Source organism: Flavobacterium sp. UBA4854 (assembly GCF_002399805.1).
GTDB lineage: Bacteria > Bacteroidota > Bacteroidia > Flavobacteriales > Flavobacteriaceae > Flavobacterium > Flavobacterium ginsengisoli.
The window spans coordinates 63,740-77,469 of the sequence record NZ_DHEI01000028.1 but is presented as its reverse complement, the minus strand read 5'-3'; the positions used below and the strand labels follow the sequence as shown (position 1 = coordinate 77,469).

9 protein-coding genes and 1 pseudogene are annotated in these 13,730 nt (G+C 31.6%); 2 read left to right on the top strand and 8 right to left on the bottom strand.

Going from position 1 to position 13,730, the window contains the following annotated elements:
* Window positions 1-683: TonB-dependent receptor plug domain-containing protein (locus B3J44_RS03640; RefSeq protein ID WP_286965844.1), on the bottom strand; the 683-nt coding region annotated here is incomplete at its 3' end.
* Between the two features lie 105 nt (window positions 684-788).
* Here B3J44_RS03640 and B3J44_RS03635 point away from each other — a divergent pair.
* Window positions 789-1,691: a DUF6607 family protein gene (locus B3J44_RS03635; protein WP_286965841.1), complete on the top strand. Its 903-nt coding sequence runs from the start codon at window positions 789-791 to the stop codon at window positions 1,689-1,691.
* A gap of 73 nt (window positions 1,692-1,764) precedes the next feature.
* On the opposite strand, the gene B3J44_RS03630 is transcribed toward B3J44_RS03635, so the two are convergent.
* The 4 genes from B3J44_RS03630 to argS all read right to left on the bottom strand — a co-directional run bounded on the left by B3J44_RS03630 (window position 1,765) and on the right by argS (window position 9,580).
* Window positions 1,765-2,472 (bottom strand): hypothetical protein, encoded by a 708-nt coding sequence (locus B3J44_RS03630; RefSeq protein ID WP_198858418.1) that lies wholly within the window; start codon window positions 2,470-2,472, stop codon window positions 1,765-1,767.
* A 252-nt stretch (window positions 2,473-2,724) separates the two neighbouring features.
* Window positions 2,725-4,167, bottom strand: coding sequence for a RagB/SusD family nutrient uptake outer membrane protein (locus tag B3J44_RS03625; RefSeq protein WP_286965839.1), 1,443 nt, complete (start codon window positions 4,165-4,167; stop codon window positions 2,725-2,727).
* A 3-nt stretch (window positions 4,168-4,170) separates the two neighbouring features.
* Entirely contained in the window at window positions 4,171-7,362 is a 3,192-nt protein-coding gene (locus tag B3J44_RS03620; protein WP_286965838.1) for a SusC/RagA family TonB-linked outer membrane protein, read from the bottom strand.
* 439 nt (window positions 7,363-7,801) lie between these two features.
* Window positions 7,802-9,580 (bottom strand): arginine--tRNA ligase, encoded by a 1,779-nt coding sequence (argS, locus tag B3J44_RS03615; protein WP_286965836.1) that lies wholly within the window; start codon window positions 9,578-9,580, stop codon window positions 7,802-7,804.
* Between the two features lie 335 nt (window positions 9,581-9,915).
* Here argS and B3J44_RS03610 point away from each other — a divergent pair, with 335 nt between their 5' ends.
* Window positions 9,916-12,321, top strand: a complete 2,406-nt coding sequence (locus B3J44_RS03610; RefSeq protein ID WP_286965834.1) for a TonB-dependent receptor domain-containing protein — start codon at window positions 9,916-9,918, stop codon at window positions 12,319-12,321.
* A 101-nt stretch (window positions 12,322-12,422) separates the two neighbouring features.
* Here the strand turns inward: B3J44_RS03610 and B3J44_RS03605 are convergent, their stop codons facing one another.
* The 3 genes and pseudogenes from B3J44_RS03605 to B3J44_RS03595 form a co-directional block, all read right to left on the bottom strand.
* Window positions 12,423-13,094: a copper homeostasis protein CutC gene (locus B3J44_RS03605; protein WP_286965833.1), complete on the bottom strand. Its 672-nt coding sequence runs from the start codon at window positions 13,092-13,094 to the stop codon at window positions 12,423-12,425.
* A 136-nt stretch (window positions 13,095-13,230) separates the two neighbouring features.
* Window positions 13,231-13,476 (bottom strand): annotated as a pseudogene (locus B3J44_RS03600) (3-oxoacyl-ACP synthase III family protein); the annotation flags it as partial.
* A gap of 18 nt (window positions 13,477-13,494) precedes the next feature.
* Window positions 13,495-13,730 (bottom strand): GIY-YIG nuclease family protein (locus tag B3J44_RS03595; protein WP_286965831.1); only part of this gene is annotated, 236 nt, incomplete at its 5' end.

Here is a 13,730-nt window from a genome sequence, read left to right as displayed (position 1 = left end):
ATCTTAGGCTGAATAGTAAAATTATAAAATGGCTCTACATTTTTTAAAGGTGTACTTTTATCTAAATCATAACCATCTGTCGAATAAAAATTAGCAAAAAGATTAGCCGAGAACTTCTTCTTTTTCCACAACAAATTGGTATTAGCATCGCTAGTATTAAAAGTCGCATATCGATAAGAAAGACTTCCCGTAAACGTATCTTTTTTAGGTCTTTTTGTAATTACATTTATTACTCCACCCATTGCTTCAGAACCATACAATGCTGAAGAAGCTCCTTTAACAATTTCAATTCTTTCTATATTTCCAACAGAAACTCTTGATAGGTCCAAAACACCAGCACTTCTCCCTACTAACGGTACTCCATCAATTAAAATCATTGTATATGCGGCATCTAATCCTTGCATTTGGATTCCTTCAAAACCACTTTCATCAGGAATCAAAATAATCCCCGTTTGTTCACTTAAAATTTCATTCAATCTTGTAACACCAGACTTAATAATTGCTTCAGATGTAATAATTGTCATTGGTAAAGGCAATGATGAAAGCACTCTTTCTGTTCTTGTTGCAGTAGTAACTTTAACTTCCGATAATTCATTTGTTTCTACACTATCTTTTTTAACTTCTTGACAAACAGAAATTTGACAAAAAAGCACAACTGCAAAAAGAGTAATTTTAATTTTCATTATTTTTATTGAGTCTTAATAATCGGTGCAAATATATGATTATTTTTAATTGTTCTAAATTAAATTTATATATTTGCGAAAAATTTAAAAACAAAACAATAAGTTATGATTTCAAAAAACCTTTTTTTGTCAGCCGCTATGGCTTTAACATGCAGTCTTGGTTTTAGTCAGGATAAAAAACAACAAGACATAAAATCTATTAAATCTATGTGTGGTTGTTATGAGGTAAAGTTCAATTTTACTGAAACTTTCTCATACCCAAAAGATTCTCTTACTTATAAACCATCTGAAACGAAACATGAATCTGCTTTAGAATGGGTAGAGTTATTAGAAGATACTCCAAACAAAATCGTAATGCAGCATTTATTGATCGTGAGTGACGATATGATCATCAAACACTGGAGACAAGATTGGCTTTACGAAAACACAGACTTATATACATTTGATAAAGGAAATTCTTGGAAATATAAAAAATTAGACAAAAAAGCGGTTAAAGGCCAATGGACTCAAAAAGTATATCAAGTAGATGATAGTCCTAGATATGAAGGATCTTCAACATGGGTTCACGTTGACGGACAAGATTATTGGGCAAACGTTGCTGATGCACCGCTTCCAAGAAGAGAGCAAACAAAACGTAATGATTACAATGTTTTAAAGAGAAGAAATATTCATGAAATCACAGCTACAGGATGGAATCATGAGCAAGACAACGACAAATTAGTTCGTGACGATGCAGGAAAAGATGTTTTATTGGCGCAAGAAAAAGGATTTGATGTGTATACTAAAGTTCCAGATGTAAAATGTATCGCAGCTCAAAAATGGTGGGTAGCAAATAACGCTCTTTGGAAAAACGTTCGTGATAAATGGCAAACTCTTTTTGACAGACATAAAGATCTTAACTTAGAAGCTAAAGTAGACAGAAAAGCACTTTACTCTTTATTATTTGATTTAAAACCAGATACTGCAAAAGCAGAATCAGATGCTATTATTGACAAATTTGTTAAGTAATTAGAATTAGTTGTTAAAATAAGAAATCCGGAAGTTTTTTAAACTTCCGGATTTTTTTATTTGTTTTATTTAATTACTGAGCGCACTCTGAATAGGTAACAGCGTGTCTTGATAAATCTGTCCATTTTGGATCTGCTGAAGATGCAGTGATTAATTTGTCGCATCCGCTCCACAATGTTGCAAACTCTTTTTTGTATTCTTTTTTCTTTAATAAAAATGCAGGTGCATCTTTTTTAGCAACATAGTAAGATTTAGCATCTCCACCTACAAATTTAACACCTCCAACTCCTAAAGAAGTAGTTTCTTTTGCATGTGGATCACAATATATTTTAAATTCTTTACTGAATGCAGGGTTTAAAAGTTGCATTAATAATTTTGATTTTTTCTTTTTGATTTGCACATCAGCAGTTTCAAAGTATGCGTAACCTTCCTTTAAGTACTCTTGGTTAAGTTTATCATCGTTCCATTTTTGAAAATCTGTACCAAAATCAATTTTTTTTGTCAAATTATCAAGTCCACTAGGTGGTAAATACATATACTTAATATCCTCTGGTTTTAGTTTGTGCTTTTTTCCAGCTGCGTCTTGTAACTTAATAAATTCAATTAGTCCTTTTTCTCTGTCAATATCGCGAATAGTTCCGCTAAGTTCTGTTCCGTCTGCTAGTGTAATGTAAGCTGTTTTACTGTGTGAAAATCCATAAGATGGGTTAATTAAATCTTGAGCTTTTGTTGCTGTAAGTGCAAAAAGAAGCATCATTAAAAGTAAAGATTTTTTAATCATTGTTTTTGGGTTTAAATTTTGCCTACTCTCGCGATTTTCGGCTTCCTCGTATTTATTTTATAGGATCATTAGCCGATTTTTCTCTTTTGTTTATTGGTACTTTTAACTGAAAAATAACCAATTATTTCTTACTGTAAACATACTTATAAAAATGACATATACAAATCTCGTTACTACTTTTTTACACGAAAATTCTTTTAAAAAAAATCCGGAAGTTTTTAAAGCTTCCGGATTTTTTGTTTTTAATTTTTATTATAATGGATTCTGCACAATTAATGGATTGGCATCAATTTCGGCTTGTGGAATCTGAAAGATAAATCTGTTATCTCCTGCGGGAATATTAAATTTACCAAATGCTGGATGGTTTGAACCATTATAATCTCTTGTTAAAGAAACTCCTAAGCGCTTCATATCATACCAAGTACAACCTTCTCCCCACAATTCAATTCTTTTTTGAAGAATTATTTCATTAATTAATAAAGAACCTGAATCTGTAGAAAGCGTATATGAAGGATCTCTAGTTATTGTTATCTCATACAATACTTGTTTTGCTGAAGCTTCATTTCCTGATCTTGCAAGTGCTTCTGCCTCTATATAATACATTTCAGAAGATCTCATATAAATATAACTACCTGCATCTATAGTTGGATCTCTAAATTTTATATTTGCATAAGATGGTAAAGATGGATAAGTTGAATTTCCTGATGGCGAAACAAAGGCTTTTTTTCTAAAATCGGTTTCTGGGATACTATTATATAAATTTTTGTCAATATTTTTATAGATTCCCATTCCGCCTGCATAGCCAGATGCGTTTGTATTATCAAAATGACCAAAGAAGTTTGCAACAAAAGTACTAATTGAAGAATTTAATGTTGCTCCCCACATAGTTTCATTAGATTTTGTAATATAAAAACCATTCATCCATTCTGCTTCATTAAGCAAAGTATAGTCTTTTCTTGCCAAATGAGCCATATTTGCAGCATCAGTATATTTTCCCATTTCCAAATATACTTCAGCTAAAAAAGCCTCTGCAACCGTTTGATCTACAGAATCATTATTCAATCTTTTATACGACGCTAATAATTCTATAGATTCCTTTAAATCGCTTTCGATCAAACTATACACATCACTCACAGTAGATCTCGCCTTGCCTTCTAGTGTAGGCTCTATGTATAGAGGAACACATAATTTAGTTTCATTACCAATATATGTAGGTCCATAAGTACGTGCCAACATAAAATAGAAGTAACCTCTTAATGCCAAAGCCTGGCCTCGAATTGCCTTTAAATTCTCATCTGCAGTATTTGAAGGAATACCACCAAGTACAATATTAGTCGATTTAATCTGAGGATAGTAAGTATTCCATACTAATCTGGATCTTGAATTCGTTTGTACTCTACCAGCGTAAGTATAAAAGGATTGATACCAACTTGATTTTGTCATTAGCATATCATTAGACATCATATCCATTGCAGCAAGCACCGATTTATGACCATAATCTTCATGATTACTTCCAATTGCAAGTCCATAAGAGCGTAATGCAGAATAAATTCCACTCACAATAGCTTGATTTGCCGATGCCGAAGTTGCTAATTGTTCTTTATTAATTGTTGATTCAGGCACCGTATCAAGAAACTCTTTATCGCAACTTGCAAGAGCCAATAAAAATACAATTGCTACTATTATCTTTTTCATGTTTTAAAAATTTACTGTTAAACCAAATGAAACACTTCTCATTACACCATACACATTAAGCGATTGTCCATTATTTACTCTTTCTCCTAATCTATTTAGTCTAGGATCCATTCCTATTCTCTTAGACCATAAAGCTAGATTTGATCCCATTAAAGTAAATTTTGTAGATTGTATGCCTAAATCTCTAAGCCATTCGTCATTATAGTTATACCCTATCGAAACATCTTGAAGGCTTATGTAATCAGATTTTATTAAGAAATAATCTGAATTCCCCATTTGATAAATTGATATATGATCTATTCTTGGTATGTTTGAAGTAGGATTATCAATTGTCCATGCTTTTGTTACATCTTTATGATAATTCTGTCCTATATTATCGGATCCTGAATACATTGCAGATTGATAAACTCCGTCATACATGTAGCCACCAAATTGATAAGCAAAGCTAGCTTGGAATGTAATATTTTTATATCTAAATAGTGTTCCAAACCCACCATATACATCTGGATTGGCATCTTTTTTACTCAAATATGTTGTAGCGTCTCCAAAGACATTCGTAGTTACTTTATTTCCTGTTAAGTTTCCATTAGCATCTTTCTCATCTTTATACCATAATGCGTCACCATTTGTTTTATCCACTCCGGCAAATTCTCTTAAAAAGTATGAATAAGCAGGCGCTCCAACTTCAAAACGATAAATTCCATCTGTAAATGCTTTTGGTAACGACGTTATCTTATTTTTATAACTTGTTGCATTGGCCCAAATATTGAAGTCAACATTTTTATTTTTAACAATATCAACGCCTAAATTTACCTCTATCCCTTTATTTCCCATGTCTCCAATATTTTTAGAAACAAATGACGTTCCTGTAGACAAAGCGATAGGAAAATTGTATATCAAATCACTTACGTTTCTTTCAAAATATTCAGCTTCGATAGAAATTCTATCAAATAAGGTAATATCAAATCCTGCGTTTAAATTTTTAGATTTTTCCCATTTGACACTTTTATCTGCTTCAAAAACATTTAAAACACTTGCATTACCTTCAGAGTCAGGCACTATTTCGTATTGAGTTTCATAAGCGTAATAGTTTCTTAAACTACCAAAATAGCTACGATGGCTAATTTGTGAAGTAACCGGATAATTTATATTGTCATTCCCTTGTTCTCCATAACTACCTTTTATTCTAAAATCTGTGATCCATTTTGTTTTAGGAAAAAATGATTCTTTAATCACAGACCATGCAGCTCCAAATCCATAGAAATTTCCCCATCTGTTTTCTGGAGCAAATACTGAAGATCCGTCCCTTCTAAAGCTTCCGTTAACAAAGTATTTGTTTTTATAATTATAGTTTAATCTTGAAAAATAACCTTCCACTTTATATAGATCATTATAACCATCCAAATAACCATATTTAGTAGCATTACTAATGATTGGCAAATCAGATATCACCACATTACTTTTTTGCCCCGCTAGCATTTTTGAAGTAAAATCAGATGATTCATGTCCAATTAATACATCTAGTGCATGCTCTCCAAAAGTTTTTTTCCAAGACAATAATTGCTGATTCGTTAATGTATATTGATTTTTAGTAGCTGTTCCTATTCTACCATTAACTCCCATATCATCTCCCCCTTCACCTGTTGTGCTTGTTAAGTAATAACCAGACAATAAATCATATCCAATATTATATCTAAAATTAAAATCCTTTAAGAAATCTATAGAAATGTAAGCTCTAGCACCAAATTTATTTTCTTCATTTAATTTTGTATTTAACAATGTAGTAGCATACGGATTCAAATTCGACCCATATGGTCTATTTCCTTGTTGATTAAAATCATAAGATTTAGTGCCATCTTCATTATAAATCATATTACCGCTTGCGTCTCTTTGCCAAATAGGATATATGGGAGCGATATTACGAGCCCAACTAAATAAATTACTATAAGTTGAAGATGACGTATTTGAAATTGGAGCATTTTGATTTGAATGTGCGTAATTTACATTTGTTCCTATTTTTACTTTACTAGAAACAGTATAATCTACATTGGCTCTCAAAGTTACACGCTCAAAGTTCGAATTGATAGTATAACCATCATCTGATAAATAACCAATTGACAAATAAGAGTTAAGATTATCTGTACTTCCTGATAAACTTAAATATTGTTCTTGTCTTATAGCATCTCTAAATAATGCTTTAGACCAATTGTCGTGATACAGCAATTTAGCATCTGGATTTATTTCTCCTGTTGATGGATTTATAACTTGACTATTGACTACATTATAATTATTATATCCAAGAGAATAAGTATCTCCTACTATTAAATTTTGGGCTGCAGTATTTGAAGCATTAGCTGGCGTTTGTCCTTGATAAATTAAACCATTCCTAACTCTATTATATACTGCTTTATAATAATCAGCTGGACTTTTAATCATATCATATTCGGGCACAGCACGTGAGTTAACTCCAATTTTAGTTTCATAAGTAACTGTCAATTGCCCTTTCTTTCCTTTTTTCGTGGTAACAATTATTACTCCGTTTGCTCCTCTACTACCGTATAATGCATTAGATGATGCATCCTTTAAAAAACTAATTGATTCAATATCCTGAGTTGATATAGAGTTTATATCCCCATTGAATGGTATTCCATCTACCACATATAAGGGAGCATTTGAAGATGAAATCGAACCAATACCTCTAAACCTTACTTGCGGTGCATCTCCAGGCTGGCCTGAATTTGCGCTAATTTGTACACCAGCAACTTTTCCAGTTAATGATTGTATCGCATTAGATGCCTGAGAAGTTTCTAACATTTTTGAGTCAATTTTAGAAACAGCTCCTGTTATTTCTTGTTTCTTTTGTGTTCCAAATGCTACAACTACAACTTCGTCTAGTTCTTTACCATCTTCTTGCATTTTGACATTAATAGTTGTAGACGTTCCGACAGTGGTAGAAAAATCTTTCATACCCATATATGAAAAAACCAAGACATCTCCTGTTTTAGCTTTAATCTTATACTTTCCATCAAAATCGGACTGTACTCCATTTTTAGTGCCTTTCACAACGATGTTCGCATTGGGAATCGATCCCGAAGCATCTGTTACAATACCTGAAATCGTTTTTTCCTGAGCAAAAAATAATTGTGAAATCAGCATGAAAGCCAACAACACTAATCCTTTTAATTTTTGTTTCATTATTTTGTTTTTTTAATTAGAGAGGGCGAACTTAAAAAATTAAAATAATTTTAACAAGAATAAAACTTCTTTTAACATTATAAAATATAATATTATTACTACAAAAAAGCATTTTCTAGTAAAGCTATTTAAAAAAGAAGATTTTTTTGGGAAGAAAACTCGAAGTAGAAATGTCATTAAGAATAAAAACCATCTACTTAAATTAGATGGTTCTTTTTTATCTCTATCATCTTTACTAAAAGCGTACTAATTCAAAATAGTTAAAAATGAATATTAGAAGAGTTGACTTATAATTTTATCACTTGCATTGTAATATTTACAAAGCCATTGCAAACCTACTTCAGAATTTTACTAGACTTGTGCTATTGAAGCCAAAAAAGCAATAAAAAAAGCCAATAGTTTAAAACTATTGGCTTTCTTACTCTTAACTCTGTTTTTCTTACATTCTTTCAGGAACTTCAATTCCTAACAATTGAAATGCAGATTTAATTACTTCGGCAACTTTTTGCGAAAGCTGCACTCTGAATATTTTTTTCGTTAAATCAACTTCACCTAAAATATGAACAGATTGGTAAAAAGAGTTATATTCTTTTACTAAATCGTACGTATAATTAGCAATTAATGCTGGACTATGATTTTGGGCAGCGTTCTGAATTACTTCTGGGAAAAGTTCGATTTGTTTTACCAATTCTTTCTCTTTTTCATGTAATTCTTCAATTTCAATTTTATTAGAAAAATCAAAATCGGCTTTACGGATGATTGACTGAATTCTTGCGTATGTATATTGAATAAACGGGCCTGTATTTCCTGCAAAATCTACCGATTCTTCTGGGTTGAACAAAATACGTTTTTTCGGATCTATTTTTAAAATGTAATATTTCAGAGCTCCTAAACCAATCGTTTTGTACAATTTTGCTTTTTCTTCGGCAGAATAGCTATCTAATTTTCCTAAATCTTCTGAAATTTGTTTTGCCGTATCGGTCATATCCTGCATCAGATCATCAGCATCTACAACAGTTCCTTCACGACTTTTCATTTTTCCAGAAGGTAAATCTACCATTCCGTATGATAAGTGATATAAACTTGAAGCCCAATCAAAACCTAATTTCTTCAAGATTAAGAATAATACTTTGAAGTGATGATCTTGCTCATTTCCGACCGTATAAATCATTCCGCCAACATCTGGCATATCTTTTACACGCTGAATTGCTGTTCCGATATCTTGTGTCATATAAACCGCTGTTCCATCAGAACGTAAAACAACTTTACGATCTAAACCTTCGTCGGTCAAATCAATCCAAACAGAACCGTCTGGATCTTTTTCAAAAACACCTTTATCTAAACCTACTTGCACAACATCTTTACCTAAAAGATAGGTGTTGCTTTCGTAGTAATATTTATCAAAATTAACTCCAAGATTGCTGTAAGTTGTTGCAAAACCTTCATAAACCCATTCGTTCATTTTTTTCCAAAGAGCAATCACTTTTTCATCGCCAGCTTCCCATTTCTTAAGCATATCTTGCGCTTCGATAATAATAGGTGCTTGTTTTTTTGCTTCTTCTTCAGTTTTACCAGCTTCTACCAAACCATTAATTTCGTTTTTGTAAGCTTTATCAAACTCTACATAATATTTACCAACTAGCTTATCTCCTTTTAAACCAGAAGTTTCAGGAGTTTCTCCGTTACCAAATTTTTCCCAAGCTAACATTGATTTACAGATATGAATTCCGCGATCGTTTATAATTTGTGTTTTATATACTTTTTTACCAGAAGCTTTTAGAATTTCTGCAACAGAATATCCTAATAAGTTGTTACGAACGTGTCCTAAGTGTAAAGGTTTATTGGTGTTTGGAGAAGAATACTCCACCATAATTGCCTTTTCTTCTGGGTTTGCAGCTACAAATCCGAATTGTTTTTGATCTTTTATTCCGTTAAAGAAATTTACATAATAACTGTCCGAAATAACAATATTCAAGAAACCAGAAACTACATTAAAGCGAGCAACCTCAGAAACATTCTCAACTAGATAATTTCCAATTTTATTTCCTAATTCAGCCGGATTGATTTTGATGACTTTCAATAAAGGAAAAATTACCATTGTAATATCTCCTTCAAACTCTTTTCTAGTAGTTTGAAACTCGATTTTATCAACAGTAACATCAAATAATACTTGTATTGCTTTTTGTATAGAAGGTGTAAGAATTTGTGATAATGACATGTAAACTTATTTTTTAAGTGAGCAAAGATACTGCTTATTCATCAATTAGAGAAAATCAAAAACATATTAAATTCAAGAAAAGAGTTTCGATTTGACAAAAAAGCACATTTTTTAATTGTTAAAATTATCAAAAAATCAAAAGCGTAATCTCTTACAAAACAGCCTATGAGAAAAAAAATATTTTTTTTTCTTCAATTTCTTGTAACATATCAAATGCAAAAGAGTCTTACATAGTGATTTCAATTTTTATTGAAGCCAGAAAAAAACAAAAAAGAAAAACTAACAAAACGAAAATCATCATCAATCAAATCAAAAAAATAATCAGTAAAAAAATCATGAAATTAAAATTCTTTCTGTTTGCGTTATTAGGTATAATCGCAACTGCACAGGCCCAGAATACTGGAAGTGTTTCTGGAAAAATTACAGAAAAGTCGAACAACGCGCCGATTTCTTATGCAACTGTTTCGCTTAAAGAAAATGGAAAAGTAGTTTCTGGAGTAAATACAGATGACAATGGAGACTTTTCATTTAAAAACATTTCTTTAAAAAATTACACAATAGAAATTCAATATATCGGATTCAAGAAATATATTGGTTCTGTAATTTTAAGCGAAAACAGAAAAACAGCAACCGTAAATGTTGCTCTTGAAGAAGAAGCGACTCAGTTAAAAGGTGTAAATATAGTTGCTGAACGTTCAACAATTGAACAAAAAATTGATCGTAAAGTAATTACTGTTGGTAAAGATTTAACAACTGCTGGAGCTTCTGCATCTGACATTATGAGCAATATTCCATCTGTAAATGTAGATCAGGACGGTAAACTTTCGCTTCGCGGAAATGACAATGTACGTGTATTAATTGACGGCCGTCCATCGAACATTGATCCTGCTCAATTATTGAAACAAATTCCATCAACTTCTATCAAAAAAATTGAGTTAATTACAAACCCAAGTGCAAAATACAATCCAGAAGGAATGTCTGGAATTATTAATATTGTATTGCATAAAAGTGCAAACACTGGTTTTAACGGAAGCTATAGCGGAGGTATTACTTTTGGAGAAACTGCAAAATACAATCAATCGCTTGATTTGAACTACAAAACAGGAAAAGTAAACTTCTTTGGAAATGGAGGACAAAACTTTGGAACGTACTATAACAAAGGTAGAATCTTAAGATTGGATCAGGATGTAGAACAAAATTTGAAAATTTCTAACGAAAATGATAATTACTTATACAAGTTAGGAATGGATTATTTAATTAATGACAAAAACACTTTGTCTTTCTATACCAATCAAAATAAATCAACTGGAAACGGAAATGTAATTACTAATATCGATTACAACAATGGCGATCCAGATATTTTAAACATTTACCAAAATTCACTTTACAAAGGGCCTACAAAAACTGGAACTTACAATTTGGCATACAAACATATTTTCAAAAAAGAAGGACATACTTTAGATTTTGAGGGTAATTACAGTGATACGAAATCAAATCAAAATGCAAGTTTTGACACTAATACAACAAGACCTGACAACACTTCAAATAGTATAATTTATAGCGATCAAATTGGTGATCAAAGAAAATTAAGCACGATAAATGTTGATTATGTAAATCCATTAAATGACAAAACCACGCTTGAAGCTGGTGCAGAAGCTAGAATTACTAGAACAAATAATGATTATAATACTGGTAACCCTTTAGTTCCTGTTGACGAAAGAGTTTCAAATTACACTTACGACACTGATATTTATTCGGCTTATGTGACTTTTGGTCAAAAATTCAAGAAATTCAGTTACCAATTAGGAACTCGTTTTGAGAGCTATAAAGTTCAAGCAAATTTAAACCACGGCCAAGATAAATTTAATGATGATTATATTACTTTATATCCATCAGCTTATTTGACGTATAATTTGAATGAAAAAAATGTTCTTCAATTTAGCTATAGCCGTCGTGTTGACCGTCCAAGTATAGAGCAAACTAAACCAATTCGTGAATTCTCAACTCCATTAGTAACTTCATATGGAAATCCTGAATTAAGACCTCAGTTTACAAATTCGGTAGAGGTAAATTATACTAAAACACTTGAAAAAGGAAGTGTTACTGCAGGTGTTTACGTAAGAAGCATTAATGATCAAATAAGCAGAACATTGAGTCCAGATCCAAATGATCCGTCTGGATACAAACAAATACTGAGCTATACAAATTATGATCGCAACAGTGCTTATGGTTTTGATGTTTCGTTAAATTATAAATTAACAAAATGGTGGGATATTCAACCATCGATTGATTTTTCAAGTATCAAACAACAAGGTGTAGTTTTTGAAATTAATAAGCCAACTGGTACTGAACGCAGTGTAACAACTACAGCATTTAACGCTCGTATGAACTCTAACTTTAAACCTACAAAACGTTTAAGTTTCTTGTTATTTGGTTTTTACAGAGGACCTGTTGAAGATGTTCAGCAAAATAGACATGAAATGTACAAAATGGATATTGGTTCACGTTACACATTGCTAGACAACAAAATGAACATTAGTGTACGTTTTAATGATGTTTTCAAGACAATGAAATATGCTTTTGATGGAATTTATCCTTATCCTCAAACAGGTCAGTTTTCTTGGGAAAGCAGAACGGTTTATTTAGGTTTGACTTACAACTTTGGAGGAGGAAAAATCAAAAACTTACAGCGTAAACAAAGAGAAGATAATACTAATAAAGGTGGGGGCGGAATGTTCTAATCTTACCTAAAAAGATTTTTTTTAAATATTTTTTGAATAATTTCTTGTAGAAAAAAAGTCTGGAGATTGCCACCTCCAGACTTTTTTTGTTTTATTAAACATTATAAAAAATTACACAGTTCTTTTATTTCTTCTGGATTTGCAGTTTCAGAATTATCTGTAATTGCTGAAGAATGATAAAAAGTCAGATCTAATTTTTCTTGCAACAATTTGATGTTAGAAGACCGTAAACCACCACCTGGCATAATCTCAATTCTGTCTCCTGCCAATTCCTGAAGTCTTTCTAAAGCGAGAATTCCTTCTTCGACATTTACGCCTTGACCAGAAGTCAAAATGGTTTTAAAACCACAGTCTATAACAGATTCTAGTGACTTTTCTGGATTTTTAACCACATCAAAAGCCCGATGAAAAGTACACGAAAGCGGATGTGCTAAATGAACCAATTCTTTATTCTGCTTTTTATTTATTTTTCCGTTTTCTTTTAGAATTCCGAAAACAAAACCGTCAACCCCTAGTTTTTTATATTGTTTTATGTCTTGTTTCATTTCTGTGAGTTCTTCGTCAGAATAAACAAAATCTCCGCCACGAGGCCTAATGATAACATGCATTTTTATATTTATGCTTTCGCGAACTTTTACTACCAAAATAGAATTTGGAGTAGTTCCTCCCAGTTTCATATTTTCACATAGCTCAATTCTATCTGCACCGTTTGCTTGAGCAATCAATGCCGATTCATAATTAAAACAAGCTATTTCTAGTTGATTTTTTTTCATTTAATAGAATAATTTCTTCTGTTTTGCTATTGCTAAGAACAACAAAAATTGTGCAATTTATTTTTCAATACTAAAGTATAAAAAAACCTGCTCCCAATAAGAAGCAGGTTCTAAATATAATGTAAGATGAATTAATTTACCATTTAATAATAGCACTTGCCCAAGTAAATCCACTTCCGAAAGCTGCTAAAACTACAGTATCGCCAGATTTGATTTTTCCTTGCTCCCAAGCTTCAGTTAAAGCAATCGGAATAGATGCAGCTGTTGTATTTCCGTATTTCTGAATATTATTATGAACTTGATCGTCTGTCAATTTGAATTTATTTTGAATAAACTGCGAAATTCTCAAGTTTGCTTGATGCGGAATCAACATATCGATATCNNGACTGCTAATTTACTATTAAACATCCTTTTTATTAAAATTTTCATGAGTTGTTTTATTCAAACATTGAGAAAGTTTTTTCAAGTCCTCCCATTTATCTTTTATTATAGCTTCTTTCTTTTTTCTTCCCCAGCCTTTCACTTGCTTTTCAAATGCGATAGCTTGGATAACATCATTAAACTCAGTGCAAAATACTAACTCTAAAGGTCTTTTTTCAAAAGTGCAACTTTCTTTATTCAAGCCATAATTATGTT